Raw genomic sequence first — 24,881 nt, forward strand, 5'->3', positions numbered from 1 at the left:
GTGGGCCGCTGCCTTGGGTTGGCGATGGCACAGGACCACAGGCCACAGCCTTCAGGGGGAGGAACGATGGCGGACAGCTTCGGACCGATGCGACACGGGGACGCCGACGGCGGCGTCGTCGGCATGGGCCCGGACGCGGGCGGCACCTCACGCGCGGAGCCGATCAGAGTCCTGGTCGTGGACGACCATGCCCTCTTCCGCCGCGGTCTGGAGATCGTGCTGGCGGCCGAGGAGGACATCCAGGTCGTCGGGGAGGCGGGCGACGGCGCCGAGGCCGTGGACAAGGCCGCCGACCTGCTGCCCGACATCGTGCTGATGGACGTCCGCATGCCCAAGCGCGGCGGTATCGAGGCCTGCACCTCCATCAAGGAGGTCGCGCCCAGCGCGAAGATCATCATGCTGACGATCAGCGACGAGGAGGCCGACCTCTACGACGCGATCAAGGCGGGCGCGACCGGATACCTCCTCAAGGAGATCTCGACCGACGAGGTGGCCACCGCCATTCGCGCGGTCGCCGACGGGCAGTCGCAGATCAGCCCGTCCATGGCGTCGAAACTCCTCACCGAGTTCAAGTCGATGATCCAGCGCACCGACGAGCGCCGGCTGGTGCCGGCGCCGCGGCTCACCGACCGCGAGCTCGAAGTGCTGAAACTCGTCGCGACGGGGATGAACAACCGCGATATCGCGAAGGAGCTGTTCATCTCCGAGAACACCGTGAAGAACCACGTGCGCAACATCCTGGAGAAGCTCCAGCTGCACTCCAGGATGGAGGCGGTGGTCTACGCGATGCGGGAGAAGATCCTGGAGATCCGCTGACCCCGGTCAGCGCAGCGCGGCGATCAGGGCGCGGGTCACCTCCCGGACGAGGGGCTCGCGCAGCTCGGGGGCGTCCACCCGCTCCACCCGGACCGTCATGCAGTCCACCCAGCTCGCCGCCTCGACCAGTGCCTCCGCCACCGCCGGGACCGCCTTCGGACCGTCCAGGGTGACCTGCCGGGCCACCAGGACCCCGCCGGCCTCGCGCGCCGGGTCCACCCGCCCCACCAGACGCCCGCCGGCCAGCACCGGCATCGCGAAGTAGCCGTGCACCCGCTTCGGCTTCGGGACGTAGGCCTCCAGGCGGTGGGTGAAACCGAAGATCCGCTCGGTGCGCGCCCGGTCCCAGATCAGGGAGTCGAAGGGCGACAGCAGGGTCGTGCGGTGCCGCCCGCGCGGGGGCGCGGCCAGGGCCGCGGGGTCCGCCCAGGCCGGTTTCGACCAGCCCTCCACCTCCACCGGGACCAGGCCCGAGTCGGCGATCACCGCGTCGACCTGCTCGCCCTTGAGCCGGTGGTAGTCGGCGATGTCCGCGCGCGTGCCCACCCCCAGCGACTGCCCGGCCAGAGCGACCAGGCGGCGCAGGCACTCGGCGTCGTCCAGCTCGTCGTGCAGCAGTTCGGCCGGGACCGCGCGCTCGGCGAGGTCGTACACCCGCTTCCAGCCGCGCCGCTGCACGCACACCACCTCGCCGTACATCAGCGCGCGCTCCACGGCGACCTTGGTGCCGGACCAGTCCCACCACTCGCTGGTCTTCTTCGCGCCGCCCAACTCCGTCGCGGTCAGCGGTCCTTCGGTGCGCAGCTGCTTGATGACCTGGTCGTAGACGCCCTCGGGGAGTTCGTGGCCCCAGTGCGGGCGGCCGCGGTAGGCCCGGCGGCGGAACGCGAAGTGCGGCCACTCCTCGATGGGGAGGATGCAGGCCGCGTGCGACCAGTACTCGAAGGCGTGGGTGTCCTCCCAGTAGGCGGCCTCGACGGTCCTGCGGCCGACCGAGCCGAGGCGGGCGTACGGGATGAGCTCGTGGGAGCGGGCGAGGACCGAGATGGTGTCGAGCTGGACCGCGCCGAGGTGGCGGAGCACACCGCGGACACCCGAACGGCGGTCGGGGGCGCCGAGGAAGCCTTGTGCCCGCAGGGCGATGCGGCGGGCTTCGTCCGCCGAGAGGGCGGTGGTGGGGCGCGGCAGGGTCGTCATGGCCGGGACGATAGACGGTGCCACTGACAGTCCGGCGTGAGCTGCGGACTCATTCCTGCGAGGGGGCCGGCAGATAGGGCGCGGCCGAGGGCAGGCCCAGGTCCGAGGGGAGCAGCGAGCCCACCCAGCAGTCGCGTCGTACGCCCTTGTTGTTGAGGCAGGAGCGCAGGGTGCCCTCGACGGTGAAACCGGCGTGCTCGGCGACCGCGCGGGAGGCGTGGTTGCCGACCTCGGCACGCCATTCGACGCGGTCGATCGACATCCGGGTGAAGGCCCAGTGGGCGGCCGCGAGGGTGGCCTCGGCGGTGTAGCCGTGGCCGCGGTGCTCCTTGGCGGTCCAGAAGCCGACCTCGGCCGCGCCCAGCGAGCGCATGGTCAGGGCGAGCATGCCGGCCAGCGCGCCCGCGGGCACGAAGACGCCGAAGGTGAACATCGAGCCCTCCAGCCAGCCGTCCGGTACCACCTGCTCGGTGAAACTGCGGGCGTGCTCCGGGAGGTAGGGCGAGGGAATCGTCGTCCAGCGCTGGATGTCGGGATCCTGGGCGGCCGCGTACACCGCTTCGGTGTCCTGCGGGCCGACCGTGCGCAGCAGGAGACGGGGGGTGGTGAGCGTGACGGGTTCCATCGGCCGATTCTGCTCGGCCGGGCCCCGGACACGCCATCGGATTCGCGTTCCGTGAGCGCGTGATCACATTTCGCGCAATTCCTCGGTCCGGTGCGGCACTATCCGCGGGCCCCGGCCGTTGTCCCGTGTGAAGCGACAGGCTCCCGGAGCCCCCGGGAAAGAGGCGGAGGGTCCTGGGGTCGACAGGCCTCCCGGGGCGGCCGTGTCCTCGCATACGATGGCCGTTGCTCAGTACGTCAAATGGAAACCGACCGTCCCAGGCCCGACCGGCAAGGAGACAAACCCCCGTGTCCGTCCTCTCGAAGATCATGCGTGCAGGCGAAGGCAAGATCCTGCGCAAGCTGCACCGCATCGCGGACCAGGTCAACTCCATCGAAGAGGACTTCGTCGACCTCTCCGACGCCGAGCTGCGGGCCCTCACCGATGAGTACAAGCAGCGCTACGAAGACGGCGAGACCCTCGACGACCTGCTCCCCGAGGCGTTCGCGACCGTCCGCGAGGCCGCCAAGCGCGTCCTCGGCCAGCGTCACTACGACGTGCAGATCATGGGTGGCGCCGCCCTCCACCTCGGCTACGTCGCCGAGATGAAGACCGGTGAGGGCAAGACCCTCGTCGGCACCCTGCCCGCGTACCTCAACGCGCTGGCCGGCAAGGGCGTCCACCTCATCACGGTCAACGACTACCTGGCCGAGCGCGACTCCGAGATGATGGGCCGCGTCCACAAGTTCCTGGGCCTCGAGGTCGGCTGCATCCTCGCCAACATGACCCCGGCCCAGCGTCGCGAGCAGTACTCGGCCGACATCACGTACGGCACGAACAACGAGTTCGGTTTCGACTACCTGCGCGACAACATGGCGTGGGCCCAGGACGAGCTCGTCCAGCGCGGCCACAACTTCGCCATCGTCGACGAGGTCGACTCCATCCTGGTCGACGAGGCCCGTACGCCGCTGATCATCTCCGGCCCGGCCGACCAGGCCACCAAGTGGTACGGCGACTTCGCCAAGCTGGTCCTGCGCCTGAAGAAGGGCGAGGTGGGCAACCCGCTCAAGGGCCAGGAGGAGACCGGCGACTACGACGTCGACGAGAAGAAGCGCACCGTCGCCATCCACGAGGCCGGTGTCTCCAAGGTCGAGGACTGGCTGGGCATCGACAACCTCTACGAGTCGGTGAACACGCCTCTGGTGGGCTACCTGAACAACGCCATCAAGGCGAAGGAGCTCTTCAAGAAGGACAAGGACTACGTCGTCCTCGACGGCGAGGTCATGATCGTCGACGAGCACACCGGCCGTATCCTCGCCGGCCGCCGCTACAACGAGGGCATGCACCAGGCGATCGAGGCGAAGGAAGGGGTGGACATCAAGGACGAGAACCAGACGCTCGCCACGATCACCCTCCAGAACTTCTTCCGCCTCTACAAGCGCCACGACCACAACGGCAAGGAACAGCCCGGCCTGTCCGGCATGACCGGTACGGCCATGACCGAGGCCGCCGAGTTCCACCAGATCTACAAGCTCGGCGTGGTCCCGATCCCGACGAACAGGCCGATGGTCCGCAAGGACCAGTCGGACCTGATCTACCGCACCGAGGTCGCCAAGTTCGAGGCGGTCGTCGACGACATCGCGGAGAAGCACGAGAAGGGCCAGCCGATCCTGGTCGGCACGACCTCCGTCGAGAAGTCGGAGTACCTCTCGCAGCAGCTCTCCAAGCGCGGTATCCAGCACGAGGTGCTCAACGCCAAGCACCACGAGCGCGAGGCGTCGATCGTCGCGCAGGCCGGCCGCCGGGGCGCTGTGACGGTGGCCACCAACATGGCCGGCCGTGGTACGGACATCAAGCTCGGCGGCAACCCCGAGGACCTCGCCGAGGCGGAGCTGCGCCAGCGCGGCCTCGACCCCGAGGAGCACATCGAGGAGTGGGCGCACGCGCTGCCGGCCGCCCTGGAGAAGGCCCAGCAGGCGGTCAAGGCGGAGTTCGAGGAGGTCAAGGACCTCGGCGGGCTCTACGTCCTCGGCACCGAGCGGCACGAGTCGCGCCGGATCGACAACCAGCTGCGCGGCCGTTCCGGCCGTCAGGGCGACCCCGGTGAGTCCCGTTTCTACCTCTCCCTCGGCGACGACCTGATGCGCCTGTTCAAGGCCCAGATGGTCGAGCGCGTGATGTCCATGGCGAACGTGCCGGACGACGTGCCGATCGAGAACAAGATGGTCACCCGCGCGATCGCCTCCGCGCAGTCGCAGGTGGAGCAGCAGAACTTCGAGACGCGCAAGAACGTCCTGAAGTACGACGAGGTGCTCAACCGCCAGCGCGAGGTCATCTACGGCGAGCGCCGCCGCGTCCTGGAGGGCGAGGACCTCCAGGAGCAGATCCACCACTTCATGGACGACACGATCGACGCCTACGTCGGCGCGGAGACCGCCGAGGGCTTCCCGGAGGACTGGGACCTCGACCGTCTGTGGGGCGCGTTCAAGCAGCTCTACCCGGTCAAGGTCACCATCGACGAGCTGGAGGAGGCGGCCGGCGACCGCGCGGGCCTGACCGCCGAGTACATCTCCGAGTCCATCAAGGACGACGTCCACGAGCAGTACGAGTCGCGCGAGACGCAGCTCGGCTCCGAGATCATGCGTGAGCTGGAGCGCCGGGTCGTGCTGTCGGTCCTGGACCGCAAGTGGCGCGAGCACCTCTACGAGATGGACTACCTCCAGGAGGGCATCGGCCTGCGCGCGATGGCCCAGAAGGACCCGCTGGTCGAGTACCAGCGCGAGGGCTTCGACATGTTCACCGCGATGATGGACGGCATCAAGGAGGAGTCCGTCGGCTACCTGTTCAACCTGGAGGTCCAGGTCGAGCAGCAGGTCGAGGAGGTCCCGGTCGAGGACACCGAGGAGCCCGTGGAGGGCGTCCAGGACGCGGTGCCGGCCCAGGCGGGGTCCCGTCCCGAGATCCGGGCCAAGGGCCTGGAGGCGCCGCAGCGCCGGGGCATGCACTTCTCCGCGGCCACCGTCGACGGCGAGGGCGGCCTGGTCGAGGGCGACTTCATGTACGACGACGAGGAGCCGGCCCGCTCCGAGGCCGACGGCCTCACCCGCGCCGAGCGCCGCAAGCAGGCGAAGGGCAGCCGCCGCCGCCGGAAGTGACGGCGGCACGAACACGGCAACCGCAGGGCCGGCCACCCCCGAAGACGGAGGCGGGCCGGCCCTGCGGCTTCCGCCCACCGACCCCACCCCACCGCCCCGCTCCGCCCACCGACCCCACCGCCACACGACGCTGGCGGGGCGTCGGAAGCGGCTGGCATGTCTCGCCCACCGACCCCACCCCACCTCACCGCCACACGACGCTCCGGCCCCGAGGTCTCCCCGACCGGGGGCACGACCCAGGCCGTAGGCCCGGGCTTGGACCTACGGCCTGGGGCCGGTTTGAGCGGCGGGGCGGCTCGGTCAGTCGGTCTGAGGGCCGCCTGGCCTGCTTGGTGGGCCCGTCAGGGGGTCTGGGGGCTGCGGGGGGCGCCCAGTTCCACCGCGGTGCAGCGCCAGCGGAGGTCGGGGCCCTGTTCGAGGCGGAAGGCCATGGCGCGGAGCTGTTCGCCCGCGGCGATGCGGGCGAAGACCTCCAGGGCGCCGGCGCGGGGGACGTAGTAGCCGATGTCGCGGACGACCGGGTCGGTGCCGCGTGTGCGCAGGGGGCCGCGTTCGGCGAGGCGGGCGAGGTCGTCGTAGGCGGCGCCCGCCGTGTGCCGGAGCATCCAGTGGACCGGTCGGCGGCCGCTCAGGACGGCCAGCAGGCGCTCCGCGAAGAGGTCGGTGGGCCGGGGGCCCGTCGGCGACGCCGGAGGCGCGAGCGGCCTGCGGGACGTGGGCGCGCCGGGGCGGCGGGAGTCGCGGCGGCCGGGCGGGCGGGCGCTCGGGCGGAGCTGGGCGGTCCTGGTCATGACCTTGTTCATGGGGGTCCCCGTTCGGCGGGCCCGGCGGGTACCGGGCGGTAACTTGCGGTTGGGGATCTTGTACGGGGGCGGCGGTGACGGCGGCAAGGCGACGGCGGTCCGTGTCGAGGCCCAGGAGAGTTCACCTATCCGAGTGGTCGGGGGGACCGGAATCCGCCTGGGCGGGCGGCGGCACCGGGTGAATCCGGGGGCGCCGGGTGGACGCCCCCGACGTCACCGCCCGGGACCCGAAAGGGGACGCCCGCACGTATCCTGTAGGCCCTCCGGAAGCGTCCAGGAAAGAGCTGCCAGCCATGCGCGTCTACGTCCCCCTGACCCTCCCCGGACTCGCCGAGGCGCACCGGACGGGCGAGCTGGGGACCGGCCCGTTCGTCGCGTACGCCGTGACGCCCGCGCTGCGCGAGTGGTACCTCTCCGACGACATAGAGGAACTGGAGTACGCGGCGCTCAACCGGGCCGCGCTGGGCTCCCTGCGGCGGCTGGCGGCCGACCCGGGCGCGCAGCGCCGCCGGGTCGTGGTGGCCGTGGACGTACCCGACGGCACGGCCTCTGCCGACCCGGACCGCGGGCTCGACCCGGCCGCGCTCGGCGAGGTCCGGGTGACCGGGACGGTGGCGCTGGCCAGGGCGGCCTCGGTGCACGTCGACTCCGACGACGCTGAGGAGGACGTGACCGCGGCGGCCGGGGCGCTGGCCGCGGCGGACGGCGGGGACGACGACGCGCAGTTCGTCGTGGACGGGGCCGAGGACCACGAACTGCTCTGGTACGCCACGCAGGAGATCCCGAACCTGGTCGGGCTCGGCTGACCCTCTCGACTGCCCCCGGCAGGTTCCTCCGACAGGCCCCCGCACACCCCGGTGGCCGCTGTGACCTGCGGTGATGTCCCGGCTGACTTGATTGTCGGCGGCGGCGGGTAGCGTTTTGGCATGGGGAAGCACGAAAACGCGCACATCGTCTGGGACTGGAACGGGACGCTGTTCCACGACAACGAGGCGATCATCGGGGCGACGAACGCGGCCTCGGCCGAGCTGGGCCTGGCACCGATCACGCTGGAGCAGTACCGCGCGCTGTACTGCGTGCCGGTGCCGAGATTCTACGAGCGGCTGATGGGCCGGGTGCCCACCCAGGCCGAGTGGGAGGCCATGGACGTCATCTTCCACCGGTACTACGCCGAGCACCGGGGCCGGTGCGGGCTGACCGACGGGGCGGCCGAGCTGCTGGCCGGGTGGCGTTCACAGGGGTGCAGCCAGTCGCTGCTGAGCATGTACGTCCACGACGAACTCGTGCCGCTGGTAAGGGGGTTCGGAATCGAGCCGCACTTCGTCCGGGTCGACGGGCGGGTCGGGCCGTCCGGGGGCAGCAAGGCCGAGCACATGGTGCGGCACCTGCGGACGCTGACCGGCGTGGAGCCGGGGCGGACCGTGGTGATCGGGGACGCGGCGGACGACGCGGTGGCCGCGCGGGCGGCGGGGGCCAAGGCGGTGCTCTACACCGGCGGCTCGCACGGCCGGGCGAGCCTGGAGGAGGCCGGCGTACCCGTGGTGGACTCCCTGGCGGAGGCCGTCGAGGAAGCACAGCGGCTGGCCGCCTGAGCCCCGCCGCCACGGACGCCACATCGCCGGCAGAGGTACCGCCGGCCGGGTGGACGGCGGTACGGGGGCGGCGGCGGGAGTGGTGGCGGTGCCGTCGTCCCTGTGCAGAGTGTCAAAGTTCCACCCCCTGTTTTGTACACATACGGCTCATGACGGCCCCCCCTTCGGGAGCGATAGCCTGGTGGCGTGATCAGCGCGATAGTTCGCGGGGGCGCCGTCGCCCCTGCCCTGCGCCCGGTGAGCACGGAGCACCTCCGTGACCGGGCGGCGGTCGCTGGTCTTCTCGGGCGGAGGGCATCGAAGAAAGCCCTGGCAGCGGTGACGCCGAGAGCGACGTCACACCCTCGGGGCGCGTCGAGAATGGCCGAATACCCCCCGCTCATCTCACCTTGCGGCATAGCGTCGAAGACGACCGGACACCCCGGCCGTGGCGTCGAGCCGCAGGGGGAAGATCCCGTACTTCCTTCTACGTCACGCAATGGCGCGCGACAGGAGCCAGAGGACAATGCAGACCAAGCTGGACGAAGCCAAGGCCGAGCTGCTCGATCGGGCCGCCCGGGTAGCTGAGAACAGCCCGGCAGGGGGGCACCTACCGACTGGGACGGCGGGGGAGGCGGACCAGGAGTCCGTGTTCGCGTTCCTCCAGCGCTACTACCTGCACACCGCGCCGGAGGACCTCACCGACCGCGACCCGGTCGACGTCTTCGGCGCCGCCGTCTCGCACTACCGTCTCGCCGAGACCCGCCCGCAGGGCACCGCCAACGTCCGGGTGCACACCCCGACCGTCGAGGAGAACGGGTGGACCTGCAGCCACACCGTGGTGGAGGTCGTCACCGACGACATGCCCTTCCTCGTCGACTCGGTCACCAACGAGCTGACCCGGCAGGGACGCGGCATCCACGTCGTGATCCACCCCCAGTTCGTCGTCCGCCGCGACCTCACCGGCAAGCTCCTCGAGGTGCTGCCCACCCCGGCCCCCGGCGCGGAACTGCCCCACGACACGCACATCGAGTCCTGGATCCACGTCGAGATCGACCGCGAGACCGACCGCTCCGACCTCAAGCAGATCACCGCCGACCTGCTGCGCGTCCTGTCCGACGTCCGTGAGGCCGTAGAGGACTGGGAGAAGATGCGGGAGGCCGCCGTCCGGATCGGCGAGGGCCTCGCCGACGAGCCGGTCCCCGGCGACCTGTCGCGCCCCGAGGTCGACGAGGCCCGCGAGCTGCTGCGCTGGCTGGCCGCCGACCACTTCACCTTCCTCGGCTTCCGCGAGTACCAGCTGCGCGAGGACGACTCGCTGGCCGCCGTGCCCGGCACCGGCCTCGGCATCCTGCGCTCCGACCCGCACCACGCCGTCGACGAGCGCCACCCGGTCAGCCCCTCCTTCGAGCGGCTCCCCGCCGACGCCCGCGCCAAGGCCCGTGAGCACAAGCTCCTCGTCCTGACCAAGGCGAACAGCCGGTCCACCGTGCACCGGCCGTCGTACCTCGACTACATCGGCGTCAAGAAGTTCGACGCGGACGGCAACGTGGTCGGTGAGCGGCGCTTCCTCGGCCTGTTCTCGTCCGCCGCCTACACCGAGTCGGTGCGCCGGGTGCCCGTCATCCGCCGCAAGGTCGACGCAGTCCTGGACCGCGCCGGGTTCTCGCCCAACAGCCACGACGGCCGCGACCTGCTCCAGATCATGGAGACCTACCCGCGCGACGAGCTGTTCCAGACCCCGGTCCCCGAGCTGGAGTCGATCGTCACCAGCGTCCTCTACCTCCAGGAACGCCGCCGGCTCCGCCTCTACCTGCGCCAGGACGAGTACGGCCGCTACTACTCGGCCCTCGTCTACCTGCCCCGCGACCGCTACACCACCGGCGTCCGGCTGCGGATCATCGACATCCTGAAGGAGGAACTCGGCGGCACCAGCGTCGACTTCACGGCCTGGAACACCGAGTCGATCCTGTCCCGGCTGCACTTCGTGGTCCGGGTCCCGCAGGGCACCGAGCTGCCCGAGCTGTCCGACACCGACAAGGACCGCATCGAGGCCCGCCTGGTCGAGGCGGCCCGCTCGTGGGCGGACGCCTTCGCCGAGGCGCTCAACGCCGAGTGCGGCGAGGAGCGCGCGGCCGAGCTGCTGCGCAAGTACACCAGCTCCTTCCCCGAGGGCTACAAGGCCGACCACACCCCGCGCGCGGCGGTCGCCGACCTCGTCCACCTGGAGCGGCTCACCGAGGAGGCGGGCAACGACTTCGCGCTCAGCCTCTACGAGCCGGTGGGCGCCGCCCCCGGCGAGCGCCGCTTCAAGATCTACCGCAAGGGCGCGGCGATCTCCCTGTCGGCCGTGCTGCCGGTCCTCAACCGGCTCGGCGTCGAGGTCATCGACGAGCGGCCGTACGAACTGCGCTGCGCGGACCGGACGACCGCGTGGATCTACGACTTCGGGCTGCGGATGCCGAAGGCGTCCGGCGCCGGCAGCGGCGACTACCTGGGCGACGACGGCCGCGAGCGGTTCCAGGACGCGTTCTCGGCGACCTGGACCGGCCTGGCCGAGAACGACGGCTTCAACGCGCTGGTGCTGAGCGCCGGGCTGAGCTGGCGGCAGGCGATGGTGCTGCGCGCGTACGCCAAGTACCTGCGGCAGGCCGGTTCCACGTTCAGCCAGGACTACATGGAGACCACCCTCCGCAACAACGTCCACACCACGCGGCTGCTGGTCTCCCTGTTCGAGGCGCGGATGTCGCCGGACCGGCAGAAGGCCGGCCTGGAGATCACCGACGCCCTGCTCGAAGAGCTGGACGCGGCGCTCGACCAGGTCGCCTCGCTCGACGAGGACCGCATCCTGCGCTCCTTCCTGACCGTCATCAAGGCGACGCTGCGCACCAACTTCTTCCAGGAGACGGCCGGCGGCAAGCCGCACACCTACGTCTCCATGAAGTTCGACCCGCAGGCCATCCCCGACCTGCCGGCGCCCCGCCCGGCGTTCGAGATCTGGGTGTACTCGCCGCGTGTCGAGGGCGTGCACCTGCGGTTCGGCAAGGTCGCGCGCGGCGGTCTGCGCTGGTCCGACCGGCGCGAGGACTTCCGTACCGAGATCCTCGGCCTGGTCAAGGCGCAGATGGTGAAGAACACCGTCATCGTGCCGGTCGGCGCCAAGGGCGGCTTCGTCGCCAAGCAGCTGCCGGACCCGACCGTGGACCGGGACGCGTGGCTGGCCGAGGGCATCGCCAGCTACCGGACGTTCATCTCGGCGCTGCTCGACATCACCGACAACATGGTGGCCGGCGAGGTCGTGCCGCCGCAGGACGTGGTCCGGCACGACGAGGACGACACCTACCTGGTGGTCGCCGCGGACAAGGGCACGGCGACGTTCTCCGACATCGCCAACGAGGTCGCCGGCAGCTACAACTTCTGGCTCGGCGACGCCTTCGCCTCCGGCGGCAGCGCGGGCTACGACCACAAGGGCATGGGCATCACCGCCCGCGGCGCCTGGGAGTCCGTGAAGCGGCACTTCCGGGAGCTGGGCGTCGACACCCAGACCGAGGACTTCACGGTCGTCGGCATCGGCGACATGTCCGGTGACGTGTTCGGCAACGGCATGCTGCTCAGCGAGCACATCCGCCTGGTCGCCGCCTTCGACCACCGGCACATCTTCATCGACCCGAACCCGGACGCGGCCACCTCCTACGCCGAGCGCCGCCGCCTGTTCGACCTGCCCCGCTCCAGCTGGGGCGACTACGACACGGACCTGCTCTCGGCGGGCGGCGGGATCTTCCCGCGCAGCGCCAAGTCCATCCCGGTCAACAGCCACATCCGCGAGGCCCTCGGCATCGAGGAGAGGGTCGCCAAGGTGACCCCGGCCGACCTGATGAAGGCGATCCTCGCGGCACCGGTCGACCTGCTGTGGAACGGCGGCATCGGCACCTACGTCAAGTCGTCCGCCGAGTCGAACGCGGACGTCGGCGACAAGGCCAACGACGCCATCCGCGTCGACGGCGCCGACCTGCGCGTCAAGGTCGTCGGCGAGGGCGGCAACCTGGGCCTGACCCAGCTCGGCCGGATCGAGTTCGCCCGCCAGGGCGGCAAGATCAACACCGACGCCATCGACAACAGCGCCGGCGTGGACACCTCCGACCACGAGGTGAACATCAAGATCCTGCTCAACGGCGTGGTCGCGGACGGCGACATGACGGTCAAGCAGCGCAACAAGCTGCTCGCCGAGATGACCGACGAGGTCGGTGCCCTGGTGCTGCGCAACAACTACGCGCAGAACGTGGCGATCGCCAACGCGCTCGCCCAGTCCGAGGACATGCTCCACGCCCAGCAGCGCTTCCTGCGCCACCTGGTGCGCGAGGGCCACCTCGACCGGGCGCTGGAGTTCCTGCCCACCGACCGCCAGATCCGCGAGCGCATCAACGCGGGGCACGGCCTGACCGGTCCCGAGACGGCCGTCCTGCTGGCCTACACGAAGATCACGGTCGCCGACGAACTGCTGGCCACCACCCTGCCGGACGACCCGTACCTGAGCAGCCTGCTGCACGCGTACTTCCCGACGGCCCTGCGCGAGCGGTTCTCCGACGCGCTCGCCGGCCACCCGCTGCGCCGGGAGATCACGACCACCGTCCTGGTCAACGACACGGTCAACACGGGCGGTACGACGTATCTGCACCGGCTGCGCGAGGAGACCGGGGCCTCCCTGGAGGAGATCGTCCGGGCGCAGACCGTGGCCCGCGCGATCTTCCGGTCCGCCTCGGTGTGGGACGCGGTCGAGGAGCTGGACAACAAGGCCGGCGCGGCCGTCCAGACCCGGATCCGGCTGCACTCGCGCCGCCTGGTCGAGCGCGGCACCCGCTGGCTGCTCAACAACCGTCCGCAGCCGCTGGAGCTGGCCGAGACCGTCGAGTTCTTCTCGGAGCGGGTCGAGCAGGTCTGGCAGCAGCTGCCCAAGCTGCTGCGCGGCGCGGACCTGGAGTGGTACCAGCACGTGTACGACGAGCTGTCCGCGGCCGGTGTCCCGGACGAGCTGGCGACCCGGGTGGCCGGCTTCTCCTCCGCCTTCCCGGCGCTGGACATCGTGTCGGTGGCCGACCGGATGGGCAAGGAGCCGCTGGACGTCGCCGACGTCTACTACGACCTCGCCGACCGCCTCGGCATCGCCCAGCTGATGGACCGCATCATCGAGCTCCCGCGGGCCGACCGCTGGCAGTCGATGGCCCGCGCCTCCATCCGCGAGGACCTGTACGCGGCCCACGCGATGCTCACCGCGGACGTGCTCGCCGTCGGCAACGGCAGCTCGACCCCCGAGCAGCGCTACCAGGCGTGGGAGCAGAAGAACGCGGCCATCCTCGGCCGGGCCCGGGCCACCCTGGAGGAGATCCGCGGTTCGGACTCCTTCGACCTGGCCAACCTGTCGGTGGCCATGCGGACGATGCGCACGCTGCTGCGGACGCATTCGTAGCCGTAGCGCGTGAAGAACGCCCCGGGCCGGTGCCGGCCCGGGGCGTTCTTTTTCTTACCGATGCCTACCGGGCGCGCGGTGACGGACGCGAGCCGCGCCGTGCAGGGACGGCGCGGCTCGTGGTGGTGGATCCGTGTGGGGCCGGGTCGGCCTGGTCGACCCGGGGCGGCCGGTCAGGAGGGCTGGGCGACGACCTTCGGCTTGGGCTTCGGCTTGGGCTTCGCCTTGTCGGACCTGTCGCCGGTGAAGGCCTCGTACTCCGCGAGGACGTCCTCGGTCGGCCCGTCCATGCGCAGCACCCCGCGCTCCAGCCACAGCACCCGCTCGCAGGTGTCGCGGATGGACTTGTTGTTGTGGCTGACCAGGAAGACCGTGCCCGCGTGCTGGCGCAGTTCGCGGATGCGCTCCTCGGACCGCATCCGGAAGGACGCGTCGCCGGTGGCCAGGGCCTCGTCGATGAGCAGGACGTCGTGGTCCTTGGCGGCGGCGATGGAGAAGCGCAGCCGGGCGCCCATGCCGGAGGAGTACGTCCGCATCGGGAGGGTGATGAAGTCGCCCTTCTCGTTGATGCCGGAGAAGTCGACGATGTCCTGGTAGCGCTCCTTGATCTCCTCGCGGGACATGCCCATGGCGAGGCCGCCGAGGTAGACGTTCTTCTCGCCGGTCAGGTCGCCCATCAGGGCCGCGTTGACGCCGAGGAGAGAGGGCTGGCCGTCGGTGTAGATGGCGCCGTTCTCCACCGGGAGCAGGCCGGCGACGGCCTTCAGCAGCGTGGACTTGCCGGAGCCGTTGGTCCCGATGAGTCCGATCGCCTCACCCTTGTAGGCGACGAAGGAGACGTTCCTGACCGCGTGCACCTTGCGGACGCCCGCCGCGTTCTCGGCCCGCTTCTTGCCGCGCAGCATCCGGTTGAGGGCGGCGGTGGCGGAGCCGCGTCCGGCGCCGGTCCCGTTGACCCGGTAGACGATGTCGACGCGGTCGGCGACGACGGTGGGGATGCGGGTGTCGCTCACGTTCTCAGCCACGGCCGTACGTCTCCTCAGCCTTCCAGAAGTAGATGAAGCCGCCGCCGCCGACGACGACGGCCCAGCCGGTCGCGATGATCCACACGTGGGGCGGGAGCTGGGCGGCGTGGAAGCTGTCGATCATGGAGTAGCGCATCAGGTCGATGTAGACCGCGGCCGGGTTGGCCTTGAGCACCGGCGCGACCCAGCCCGGCAGGTCCTGGTGCTTGCCGGTCAGCTTGTCGATGCTCCACATGACGCCGGAGATGTACATCCAGGTGCGCAGCACGAACGGCATCAGCTGGGAGATGTCCGGTGTCTTGGCGCCCCAGCGGGCCATGATCAGCGACATGCCGGTGTTGAAGGTGAACTGAAGGATCAGCGCCGGGACGGCCAGCAGCCAGGAGGCCGCGACCGGCACCCCGAAGCAGAGCAGGATGACGATCAGCGCGCACATCGAGAACAGCAGCTGCTGGAGCTGCTGGAGGCAGAAGGAGATCGGCAGCGCGGCCCGCGGGAAGTGCAGGGCGCGGACGAGACCGAGGTTGCCGGCGATGGCACGGGTGCCGGTCATGATCGAGCTGGAGGTGAACGTCCAGATGAACACGCCCGTGACCAGGAACGGGATGTAGTCCGGCACGCCCTTCTTGGTGTCCAGCAGCACGCCGAAGATGAAGTAGTACACCGCGGCGTTCAGCAGCGGGGTCATGATCTGCCAGACCTGGCCGAGCTTCGCCTGGGCGTACTGGGCGGTGAGCTTGGCGGTGGCGAAGGCGGTGATGAAGTGGCGCCGCGCCCACAGCTGGCGGACGTACTGCGGCAGGGAGGGACGGGCGCCGCTGACCGAGAGTCCGTGCCGGGCGGCGAGTGCCGCGAGGTCGTCCTCGGCCGTGACCGGAGCCGAAGGCGGTGTGTGGAGAACCTGGGTCACATCCGCTGCTTTCACTCGGGGGGTGGGGGTGCGGCGTCCGGCTGGGCGCCGGGCCCGTCATCCGATGTTTGCTTACGCTTCTCTTCACGTTTTCTTACGTCGGAACGGGACCGTATCGTCGCAACGGGAGCGTAGGCGGAGTGGGCGTCGGAACGCAACCGTTTCGTCGTGACGGATGGATGTGTGCCGTGACACTTCCGACGTCGGGGCGCTACCGATTCGTTGCGGAGGGGGAACCGGGGGAGCCGTGGGGCACGTGTTCGGTACGGCGGCGGCCGGACACCCGTTCAGCGCGGCCCGGCTGCGGCGATCGGGTGGTGATGGGTGGTGATTCGTCGGGACGCAACCGTTTCGTCGTTACGCCCCTATGCTGGGAGCATGACGACGAACGCCGAGGAGTCCCAGACGCGTCCGCGCCGACGAGCCCCCGCCGGGGCCGCCGTCCTGCGTGAGGACGTGACCGAGGCCATCCGGGCCGCCGTCTTCGAGGAGCTCGCGGCGGTCGGCTACGCCAGGATGTCCATCGAGGGCATCGCCCGGCGTGCGGGTGTCGGCAAGACCGCCGTCTACCGCCGCTGGCGCTCCAAGCTGCACCTGGTCCTCGACGTCGTCTCCGCCCTCGCCGTGATGGGCCTGCCGGTCCCCGACACCGGTTCCCTGGAGGGCGACCTGCGGCTGCTGTACGAGGTCACCTCGCGCGCGCTGCGGCACCCGGTCGCCTCGCAGATCATCCCGGACCTCCAGGCCGAGGCGGCCCGCAACCCGGAGATGGCCGAGGCCGTGCAGAAGACGCTCCGGGAGGGCCAGGAGGGCGTCGCCAGCAAGATCATCGAGGCGGCGCGGCAGCGCGGTGAACTCGCCGCGAACCTCGACGAGGACCTGGCCATGGACCTGATCTCCGGGCCGCTGTACTGGCGCTCGGTGGTGATCCGTTCCCCGAAGCTGCCGAAGGGGTACCTGGGATCGCTGGCCCGGGGGACGGCGGAGGCGCTGAAGGCGCTCCGGTGAACCTCCTGGCGGGTGATGTCACAGGCGGGACCGCCGTCTCGTCGTAGGGGGTGCACGCATCCCCTACCGAGGAGTGGACGATGAACCTCGCCCTGTGGATCGCCGCCGGACTGCTCGCGGCGGTGGCCCTGACCGGCGGCGTCACCAAGACGTTCGTGCCGAGGGAGAAGCTGGCCGCTGCGCACGGCGGCGGCTGGACCGGTGAGGCCGGCGACGGCTTCGTGAAGGCGCTCGGCGTCCTGGAACTCCTCGCCGCGGCCGGCCTGGTGCTGCCCGCCGTCGTCGGCGTCGCTCCGGTACTGGTGCCGGTGACCGCCGTCTGCTGGATCCTGCTGATGGTCGGCGCGATGATCACCCACGGCCGGCGCGGCGAGCGGGCGTTCGTGGCGCTGAACCTGGTCTACCTGGTGCTCGCGCTGGTCGTCGCGGTCGGCCGGTTCGGACCCGGGTCCTTCTGAGCCGTGGGCCCAGGGGTGCCGGAGGGGACGGTCAGGGGTATGGGGAACGCCGGGTACACGGACGGCACGGGGCGACACGGGCGACGCTGGGTACACGGACGGCACGGGCGACATGGGGGAGCGGACATGAACAGGACCGAGGAGTTCCAGGAGCTGCGGCCCCTGCTGTTCTCGATCGCCTACCGGATCCTGGGCAGCGTGAGCGAGGCCGAGGACGCGGTCCAGGAGACCTGGCTGCGCTACGAGGGGTCGACGGCGGAGGTCAGGTCGCCCAAGGCGTTCCTGTCGGCCGCGGTGACCCGGATCTCGATCGACGTACTGCGCTCGGCCCGCGTCCGGCGCGAGGCCTACGTCGGCCCGTGGTTCCCCGAGCCGCTGCTCGCCGACCCCTACCAGGACCCGGCCCGGTCGGCCGAGCTGGCCGACTCGGTGTCGATGGCGGCGCTGCTGCTCCTAGAGCGGCTCAGCCCGCTGGAGCGGGCCGTCTTCGTGCTCCGCGAGGTGTTCGACTTCGGCTTTCCCGAGATCGCCTCGGCGGTGGGCCGCTCGGAGTCCGCCTGCCGCCAGCTGGCGGTGCGGGCCCGGCGCCACATGGCCGAGGGCCGCCCCCGCTTCGAGGCGGACCGCACGGAGCGCGACGCGCTGGCCTCCCGCTTCTTCGAAGCACTCCACGCGGGCGACCTGGCCGGTCTCCAGGACCTGCTCGCCGCCGACGTGTCGCTGGTCGGCGACGGCGGCGGCAAGGCCCCGCGGCTGGCCCGCACGGTCGCCGGCGCCCCGAACGTGGCCCGGCTCCTGGCCGCCGTCTTCCCGGTGCTGCCCCGGATCGAGGTCACCTGCGAGCGGCACGAGGTCAACGGGCAGCCGGGCGCCGTCTTCCGCGACCGCGACGGCCGGATCCTCCAGGCCCTCTCCCTCGACATCCTCGACGGCCGGGTCCAGGCGATCCGCCTCGTCCTCAACCCCGACAAACTCACCCACATGGGCCCGGTCGCCGACGCCTGGGCCCTCTCGGAGGAGGTCCGGCAGGCCCGCCGCGGTGCGCGCGGGGAAGGGGAATAGGGCGCTTCAGTGGATCTTCGCGGCGCCCTGGGGCGCCGTGGCGGTGTCCCGAGCGCCCCAAGGCGCCCGCGGCGGTGTCCCGCGGTGCGGGGCGGGTCCGGGGCGGTCAGTTCCTCGCCGCCTCCGGGTGCAGGCGCAGCCAGCCCTCCCAGGCCGAGGTGATCATGTCCTGGACATCGTGCCTGGCCTTCCAGCCGAGTTCCGTCGCGAGGCGGTCGGCGGAGGCGACGACACGGGACGGGTCGCCGGGGCGGCGGGGGGCGACGGCCGGGGGGAGGCCGTAGCCGGTGACGGCGTTGACGCGGTCGATCATCTCGCGGACCGAGACGCCCTCCCCGCGCCCGACGTTGAGGGTCAGGTCGCGGCCCGGCGAGGCCTCCAGGGCGCGGGCCGCGGCCACGTGGGCGTCGGCCAGGTCCGCCACGTGGATGTAGTCGCGGACGCAGGTGCCGTCCGGCGTCGGGTAGTCGTCGCCGAAGATCTGCGGCGGCATGCCGCGGGTGAGCCGTTCGAAGACCATGGGGACGATGTTGGAGACGCCCACGTCGGCCAGCTCGGGGCCGGCCGCGCCCGCCACGTTGAAGTAGCGCAGCGAGGCCGTCGACAGGCCCGTCGCCCGGCCCGTCGCGCGCACCAGCCACTCACCCGCCAGCTTCGTCTCGCCGTACGGCGACATCGGTACGCACGGCGTCTGCTCCGTCACCAGGTCGACGTCCGGCATGCCGTAGACGGCGGCGGAGGAGGAGAACACGAACGACGCGACCCGGGCCCGCGTCACCTCCTCCAGCAGCACCCGCAGGCCCTCGACGTTCTCGTGGTAGTAGTGCAGCGGGAGCTGCACCGACTCGCCCACCTGCTTCTTCGCCGCCAGGTGGACCACCCCGGTCACCTCGTGCTCGGCCAGCACGCGCGCGACGCGCCCGCCGTCCAGCACGGAGCCGGACACCAGCGGTACGTCCTGCGGCAGACGCTCGGCGATGCCGGTGGACAGGTCGTCGTACACCACCGTCCGCTCGCCCGCCTCCGCCATCGCACGTACGACATGCGCCCCGATGTAACCGGCGCCGCCGGTGATCAGCCAGGTCATGAGTGGCCGTCCCCTCGTCAGTTGGCCCGTGGTGTCCGTCAGTCACCTTTCAGTGAAACAGGTGCCGCTGACAAACGAGGACGGGCGAGGTGGCTCCCCGTGACCGAGGGGGTGCGCGGGGTGGTGTGCGGCCGGCGCGTGGCGCGCCACAGGCGGGTGAACGACAGCACGGTGGCGGTGACCAGCAGGCCGTTGCGGGCCAGCATCAGCAGGCAGCCCGTCCAGGTGCAGCCGACGACCTCGCCGTAGAACGTGGGATAGACCACGGCGCTGACCGCCGTGGCCGTGACGACCAGGGCGGCGGCCGGGCGCTGGGTGGTCTGCCGTGAGGTCAGGCAGACGGCGGCCAGACCGAGCAGCCAGATCATGTACTGCGGGCTGATCACCCGGCTGGTGACGGTGAACAGCAGCACCGCGCTCAGCGCCGCGTCGTACGGGGTGGCCTCGGTCCAGCGTCGCGCCCGTACCCGCCACAGCACCAGGAGCGCGAGGGCCGCCGCGGTGAGCGCGAGGGAGGCGGTCGCCACGGCGTGCACGTGCGGGCCGACGAGTTCGATGGCGCCGTACCGGTAGCGGGTCGTCCCCCGCCAGCCGGCGTGCCGCGCGAGGCTGAGCGCGGTGCCGCCGAGCGACTCGATCTGCACGCCCCGGCCGCCCTGCTGGCGCAGGAAGGCCAGCGGGGCGCGGAAGGACAGCAGGAACCCGGCGAGGGTCACCGCGCCGGTCAGGGCCGCGGTGAGCCACGCCGAACGGGTCGGACGGCCGCGCGGGACGCCCAGCAGCACCAGCGCCGGCCACACCTTCACCAGCGCGCCCAGCGCCGCGAGCGCCCCGCACGCGCGCGTGGAGCGCGACAGCGCCAGCAGGGAGAGCACGGCGAAGGCGGTGACCTCCACGTCGTAGCGGGCGAGCGGGAGGTGCAGCAGGAGCGGGAGGCCGCCGGTCCACACCGTCGCGCCCAGCAGGGTGCGGCCGCGGCGGCTGCCCGCGCGCGCGAGCGCCGCCGTGACCAGCGCGTCGGCGGCCAGGGTGAGCGCCACGAACGCCCGGAAGTAGCTGAGCCCCGGCACCAGCCCCGGCGCGAGCAGCACCGCGCCGGCGCCCGGCGGGTACTGCCACAACGTGTCGTGCGCCGGGAACGCGCCGTGCGACAGCACGCCGTACCAGTGGAAGTACAGCCGCCAGACTTCGCGCGCGACCGCTCCGTGTCCCAGGAGTCGCTCGTTGTTGTGGGCGAGGAGCCAGAGCATCAGCGCGCGCGTGGCGATCCAGAGGGCGGCGAGACACAGGAGGCGCGGGAGTCGAACGGACGGGGCGAACGGGACGCGGGGGACCGGGAAGTACGGGCGGCGATTCATCAACGGCGAGCGTAAGCCGCCCGGATGGTGTATCCATGCCGATACGCCGTCAATACCCGGCAAAGGTTGGCTAATCGCAAAAGATCGGGCCGTGGTGAGCATCGGGCCTCTTGTAAGGGCACATCCGCAAGCAACGCGAACAACGCGTACAACGCGAGCGACGGACGCCGTCCGGCCGACTCCGCCGGGCCGGCCGGCGCACCGCGCCCGCCGCGTCGCCGTCGTGGCCGTCCCGGCCGCGGTCATGCTCGCGGTCGGGCTCTGGCGGCTGGACCGCGGCGGCATGTGGCGCGACGAGGCCGTCACCTACCAGGTCGCCCGGCGCACGGTGCCGCAGATCTGGCACCTGCTGCACGGCGTCGACGCGGTGCACGGCCTGTACTACCTGCTGATGCACCTCGTCCTGGCCGCCGATCCCGGCCGGCCCGGCGAGGTCGTCCTGCGGCTGCCCTCGCTGTGCGCGGCGGCCGTCACCGCGGGCCTGGTCGCCGCGCTCGGCGCCCGGCTCGCCCGGCCGCGCGTGGGTCTGTGGGCCGGACTGCTGTACGCGGTCACGCCCCTGGTCGGCCACTACGCGCAGGAGGGCCGCTCCTACGCCCTGGTCGCCGCCGGCGCGACCGGCGCCACGCTGCTCTTCGTCCGGGCGGCGCGGGAGGGCGGCCGGCGGGCCTGGGCGTGGTACGCCGCCGTCCTCGGACTCACCTGCTGGCTGCACGAGTTCGCGGTGCTCCTGCTGCTGGCGCACGCGGGAACTCTCGCGCTGGCCCGTTCGTCGGCAAGGGTGTGGCGGGGGTGGGGCTGCGCGGCCGGGGGCGTGGCGCTGTCGCTGCTGCCGATGGTCGTCGTCTCGCACGCGCAGTCGGCCCAGGTGGCGTGGTTGCGGGAGCCGGACACGGAGACCGCGCAGGAGCTGCTGCGCCAGTACCTCGGGCCGAGTGACGGGGTGTACTGGGTCTGCCTGGCGCTCGCCCTGCTGGGGCTGGCCCGGCTGGTGGGCCGGCGCGGCGAGGTGACCCTCGCGGCGGTCGCCCTGCCGCTCGCGGTGCTGCCGCCGCTGGCGCTGATGCTGGCCTCCCAGCTCACTCCGCTGTACGTCGACCGCTATGTGCTGTACGCGCTCGCCGGGGCGCCGCTGCTCGCCGCGCTCGGGGCGGACCGGGTCGCCGGGGTCCTCGGCCGCCTCTGGTCCCACGGCACGGCGACGGCACCGAGGTCGCCCGCGCTGACCCTGGCCGGGGTGCTGGCGGTCGTCCTCGCCTTCACCCACCAGGTGCCGCTGCTGCGCCAGGACCGGCTGCCGGGCACCCGGCCCGACGACCTCGGCGCGGTCGCCCGGGCCGCGGCGCGGGTGCTGCGGCCCGGCGACCCGGTCCTGTTCCTGCCGGCCCACGCGCGCGGCACCGAGCTCGCGTACCCGGAGGGCTTCAAGGGCGTGCGGGACGTGGCGCTGGCCGAGCCGGGGCCCGCCTCGGGGACGCTGTACGGGCGTGAGGTGGGCGCGGGGACCCTGCGGCGGCGGCTGGCGGGGGCCGACGAGGTGTGGGCGGTGGTGGAGAAGTACGCGCTGGTGAGCGGGTACCGGCCACGGCTGTCGACGGAGCGGGCGAAGGCCGCCGTGCTGAACCAGCAGTTCGTGCTCCGCCAGGAGCTGGTCGTCGACGGGGTCGCGCTGCGGCTGTACGTCCGGCCGGTCCGGGGCGAGGGCGCGCTCTAGCCGGCCGGGCGGGTCCGCCGGGTGTCCGGCGGACCCGGCGCAGCGGCCGGTCTAGCGGGACCCCTCCTCCAGGGCCGCCGCGTCCAGCGTCCCCGTCAGCCGGTCCAGGCGTTCCTTCAGCTCGCGGATCTCGTCCACCTCGAAACCCGTCGCCGCCACGATCCGGCGCGGCACCTCCAGCGCCCGCTCCCGCAGCGCGTCCCCCTCCGCGGTCAGCCGGACCTCCACCGAGCGCTCGTCGCGGGCGCTGCGCTCGCGGCGCACCAGGCCCGCCGCCTCCAGGCGCTTGAGGAGCGGGGAGAGGGTGCCGGAGTCCAGGCGCAGGTGCTCGCCGAGCTTCTTGACCGGCAGGTCGCCCTGTTCCCACAGCACCAGCATCACCAGGTACTGCGGGTAGGTGAGCCCGAGGTCCTTGAGGATCACGCGGTAGACGCCGTTGAAGGCGCGGGACGCGGCGTGCAGGGAGAAGCAGATCTGGCGGTCCAGGCGGAGCCACTCTGGCCCGGGGGCGGGGGTCGGGGTCGTCGCGGTCATGGACCGAGCGTAGCGCTTGCGAGCCATTTAGTTGTGCGCAATTTAATTGTGTGCTCTACTTATGGCCGTGGGGCGGCCGGAACGGGGCCGCCGGCACAACGGACTCCGAGAGGGATGGTCTTCCATGGACGCGCTCTACACCGCAGCCGCCACCGCCACCGGCCGGGAGGGACGGGCGGTCAGCTCGGACGGGCAGCTGGACCTCACGCTGGCGTTCCCGCCCGCGCTGGGCGGCAACGGCCAGGGCACCAACCCCGAGCAGCTCTTCGCCGCCGGTTACGCCGCCTGTTTCGCCAGCGCCCTGGGCGCCATCGGCCGCCAGGCCAAGGTCGACACCGGTGAGATCTCCGTGACCGCCGAGGTCGGCATAGGCAAGGACGAGACCGACGGCGGCTTCGCGCTCAAGGTCACCCTGCGCGTCGAACTCCCGGAGAACCTCGCCGGCGAGACCGGCGAGAAGCTCGTCCACCAGGCCCACGCCTTCTGCCCCTACTCCAAGGCCACCAAGGGCAACATCCCGGTCGACCTCGTCATCGAGTAGTCCGGACCGCCGGGGGCGTGTCCCCCGTCCGGGTGAGCCGCGCCAGCACCTCCCCCGTGCGCCGGCTCCAGTCCACGACCACCGCCTCCCCGGGCAGCCGCTCGCGCCGCGTCAGCAGCAGCCAGCGCGCCCGGGAGCGGTGGTCGTGCCCGTCGCGGCCGTCGCTCAGTTCGATGCCGTAGCCGGGCAGCAGGCGGACGGCGTAGTAGGCGTCCGTGCGCACCGGCTCGCCCGGGCCGATGTGCCGGGCCGCCCAGTCGTACGAGGGCCAGCGCGGCGGCTGCGCGAAGCCCACCGGGTCCACCGAGCGCGGTACGACCGCCCCGGCCTGCGCGGTCAGGAAACCCAGGCAGGCCCCGCAGGCCGCGGCCCAGCCCAGCACCCGCCGCCGAAGCGGCCAGGGGCGCGCCGCCGCCAGCTCCACCGCCAGCGCGCACTGCGGTGCCAGCAGGGCCGGGCCGAGCAGCCCGCCGAGACGGCCGTACGCCATCGCCAGGCACTCCAGGGCGAACAGCAGTACGAGCGGATCGCGCCAGGCGGCGAGCACGGCCGCGGTCTTGCCGACGGCGCGCCCGGCCGCCCCGCGGGCCCGCAGCCACAGCGCCGGCACCCCCAGCGACAGCGCGAGCCAGCACCGGCCGGGCGTCACCCCGTACGGCTGCTGCAGCACGCGCGCGTGCGGTCCGAGGACGACCAGCGCGGCGGCCACCGCGCACAGCAGGGCCCAGCGCCCCCACACCGCGCCCCGCCACCCCCGCTGCCGGCCCGCCGCGAAGGCCACCGCCCCGGCCGTCGCGCCCACCCCGGTCACCGGGTCGACCAGCGCCACCACGCCGTACAGCACCCCGAGCGCCGCGTACCCGGACAGGCCGCGCAGTCCGCTCGGGCCGACGTAGCGCACCCGGCGCGGATCGCTGGCCCGGGTGCCGGTCAGGGCCCAGGCCCAGAGGGCCAGGCCGAGGGCGCACGCGGACGGGTAGCCGAGGCTGCCCGTCAGGGGGAGCAGCGCGACCGAGCCGGTGCCCGGGCCCGGTGCCGTGCCCCACAGGACGGCCGTGAAGGCCAGCGCCAGCACCGGTGCCCAGGGGCGCGGGGTCAGCACCCGCACCAGACGGCCGAGGCCGGTCAGCAGCACCAGCAGGTTCAGCGGGCCGCACACCCGCAGCACCTGCCAGCCGGTCAGCCCGGTCAACCGGGCCAGGGCGCCCTGCGCGAGGACGTAGGGGGAGACGGCGGCGCCCGCCGGGCCCCGCAGCCCCGTCCGCAGCAGCCCTTCCACCGCCGCCGCGTGCTGCCCGGCCTCGCAGCACGGCGGCACCCGCCAGTACGCCAGCGTCATCAGCAGCCAGAACAGCAGGCCGAAGACCTGGTACGGGGTGAACCGCCGGACGCGGCCGCCGCGCAGGGCGGTGGAGCCGCGCCCGGCGGGCCGGACCAGGGTGCCGGCGCTCACCGGCGGGAACGGAGGGGGCGGACCATTTGCCGAGTCTTCCCGTCCGCCACCACGACCTTGCCGCACCGCACCTGATCGAGTGAACCCGCCGGCGTCCGGCCGTCACCGTCCGGCCGTCACC

The 24,881-nt window shown here is 72.1% G+C and carries 19 protein-coding genes; 10 read left to right on the forward strand and 9 right to left on the reverse strand.

What is annotated here, in order from left to right; genetic code table 11:
• Positions 1-66 precede the first annotated feature (66 nt).
• Positions 67-816, forward strand: a complete 750-nt coding sequence (locus ACZ619_RS13870) for a response regulator (protein ID WP_469598257.1) — start codon at positions 67-69, stop codon at positions 814-816.
• A 6-nt stretch (positions 817-822) separates the two neighbouring features.
• Here the strand turns inward: ACZ619_RS13870 and ACZ619_RS13875 are convergent, their stop codons facing one another.
• Together ACZ619_RS13875 and ACZ619_RS13880 are read right to left on the reverse strand one after the other, a co-directional pair.
• Positions 823-2,013 (reverse strand): winged helix-turn-helix domain-containing protein, encoded by a 1,191-nt coding sequence (locus tag ACZ619_RS13875; RefSeq protein WP_469598260.1) that lies wholly within the window; start codon positions 2,011-2,013, stop codon positions 823-825.
• Positions 2,014-2,062: 49 nt separating this feature from the next.
• Positions 2,063-2,638 carry a GNAT family N-acetyltransferase gene (locus ACZ619_RS13880; protein WP_469598262.1) on the reverse strand — a complete coding sequence of 192 codons (576 nt, stop codon included), beginning with the start codon at positions 2,636-2,638 and terminating at the stop codon, positions 2,063-2,065.
• Positions 2,639-2,925: 287 nt separating this feature from the next.
• Between ACZ619_RS13880 and secA the strand changes: the two genes are divergently transcribed.
• On the forward strand, positions 2,926-5,772 hold the full coding sequence (secA, locus tag ACZ619_RS13885) for a preprotein translocase subunit SecA (protein WP_469598264.1): 2,847 nt from the start codon (positions 2,926-2,928) through the stop codon (positions 5,770-5,772).
• Between the two features lie 341 nt (positions 5,773-6,113).
• Here the strand turns inward: secA and ACZ619_RS13890 are convergent, their stop codons facing one another.
• Entirely contained in the window at positions 6,114-6,575 is a 462-nt protein-coding gene (locus tag ACZ619_RS13890) for an Rv3235 family protein (RefSeq protein WP_469598266.1), read from the reverse strand.
• A gap of 293 nt (positions 6,576-6,868) precedes the next feature.
• Here ACZ619_RS13890 and ACZ619_RS13895 point away from each other — a divergent pair, with 293 nt between their 5' ends.
• The 3 genes from ACZ619_RS13895 to ACZ619_RS13905 all read left to right on the forward strand — a co-directional run bounded on the left by ACZ619_RS13895 (position 6,869) and on the right by ACZ619_RS13905 (position 13,610).
• On the forward strand, positions 6,869-7,381 hold the full coding sequence (locus ACZ619_RS13895) for a DUF6912 family protein (protein WP_469598268.1): 513 nt from the start codon (positions 6,869-6,871) through the stop codon (positions 7,379-7,381).
• A 120-nt stretch (positions 7,382-7,501) separates the two neighbouring features.
• The gene (locus ACZ619_RS13900) at positions 7,502-8,167 is read left to right on the forward strand and encodes an HAD family hydrolase (protein WP_469598270.1); all 666 of its coding nucleotides are present in this window, start codon (positions 7,502-7,504) and stop codon (positions 8,165-8,167) included.
• A 505-nt stretch (positions 8,168-8,672) separates the two neighbouring features.
• On the forward strand, positions 8,673-13,610 hold the full coding sequence (locus ACZ619_RS13905) for an NAD-glutamate dehydrogenase (protein WP_469598271.1): 4,938 nt from the start codon (positions 8,673-8,675) through the stop codon (positions 13,608-13,610).
• 173 nt (positions 13,611-13,783) lie between these two features.
• Here the strand turns inward: ACZ619_RS13905 and ACZ619_RS13910 are convergent, their stop codons facing one another.
• The gene (locus tag ACZ619_RS13910; RefSeq protein ID WP_469598273.1) at positions 13,784-14,635 is read right to left on the reverse strand and encodes an ABC transporter ATP-binding protein; all 852 of its coding nucleotides are present in this window, start codon (positions 14,633-14,635) and stop codon (positions 13,784-13,786) included.
• Positions 14,628-15,545, reverse strand: a complete 918-nt coding sequence (locus ACZ619_RS13915) for an ABC transporter permease (RefSeq protein WP_469598275.1) — start codon at positions 15,543-15,545, stop codon at positions 14,628-14,630. The genes ACZ619_RS13910 and ACZ619_RS13915 overlap by 8 nt, the downstream gene beginning before the upstream one ends.
• Before the next feature lie 378 nt (positions 15,546-15,923).
• Here ACZ619_RS13915 and ACZ619_RS13920 point away from each other — a divergent pair, with 378 nt between their 5' ends.
• From ACZ619_RS13920 to ACZ619_RS13930, 3 genes are all read left to right on the forward strand, one after another.
• On the forward strand, positions 15,924-16,553 hold the full coding sequence (locus tag ACZ619_RS13920) for a TetR/AcrR family transcriptional regulator (protein ID WP_469598277.1): 630 nt from the start codon (positions 15,924-15,926) through the stop codon (positions 16,551-16,553).
• Between the two features lie 80 nt (positions 16,554-16,633).
• Positions 16,634-17,011, forward strand: coding sequence for a DoxX family protein (locus ACZ619_RS13925; protein ID WP_469598279.1), 378 nt, complete (start codon positions 16,634-16,636; stop codon positions 17,009-17,011).
• Between the two features lie 126 nt (positions 17,012-17,137).
• Complete coding sequence (locus tag ACZ619_RS13930) at positions 17,138-18,073, forward strand: RNA polymerase sigma-70 factor (protein WP_469598281.1); 936 nt, start codon at positions 17,138-17,140, stop codon at positions 18,071-18,073.
• Between the two features lie 106 nt (positions 18,074-18,179).
• On the opposite strand, the gene galE is transcribed toward ACZ619_RS13930, so the two are convergent.
• Entirely contained in the window at positions 18,180-19,160 is a 981-nt protein-coding gene (galE, locus tag ACZ619_RS13935; RefSeq protein ID WP_469598283.1) for a UDP-glucose 4-epimerase GalE, read from the reverse strand.
• 38 nt (positions 19,161-19,198) lie between these two features.
• A complete protein-coding gene (locus tag ACZ619_RS13940; RefSeq protein WP_469598285.1) occupies positions 19,199-20,518 on the reverse strand; it encodes a glycosyltransferase 87 family protein in 1,320 nt (439 codons plus the stop codon).
• A 223-nt stretch (positions 20,519-20,741) separates the two neighbouring features.
• On the opposite strand from ACZ619_RS13940, the gene ACZ619_RS13945 reads away from it, so the two are divergent.
• Positions 20,742-22,232: a glycosyltransferase family 39 protein gene (locus tag ACZ619_RS13945; RefSeq protein WP_469598287.1), complete on the forward strand. Its 1,491-nt coding sequence runs from the start codon at positions 20,742-20,744 to the stop codon at positions 22,230-22,232.
• A 51-nt stretch (positions 22,233-22,283) separates the two neighbouring features.
• Here ACZ619_RS13945 and ACZ619_RS13950 read toward each other — a convergent pair whose 3' ends face one another.
• Positions 22,284-22,766, reverse strand: a complete 483-nt coding sequence (locus tag ACZ619_RS13950) for a MarR family winged helix-turn-helix transcriptional regulator (protein ID WP_469598289.1) — start codon at positions 22,764-22,766, stop codon at positions 22,284-22,286.
• Between the two features lie 124 nt (positions 22,767-22,890).
• On the opposite strand from ACZ619_RS13950, the gene ACZ619_RS13955 reads away from it, so the two are divergent.
• Positions 22,891-23,307, forward strand: a complete 417-nt coding sequence (locus ACZ619_RS13955; RefSeq protein WP_469598291.1) for an organic hydroperoxide resistance protein — start codon at positions 22,891-22,893, stop codon at positions 23,305-23,307.
• Here the strand turns inward: ACZ619_RS13955 and ACZ619_RS13960 are convergent.
• Positions 23,297-24,760, reverse strand: a complete 1,464-nt coding sequence (locus ACZ619_RS13960) for a hypothetical protein (protein WP_469598293.1) — start codon at positions 24,758-24,760, stop codon at positions 23,297-23,299. The genes ACZ619_RS13955 and ACZ619_RS13960 overlap by 11 nt on opposite strands.
• Positions 24,761-24,881: the final 121 nt, after the last annotated feature.

It is taken from the genome of Streptomyces sp. NPDC104367 (assembly GCF_055583825.1).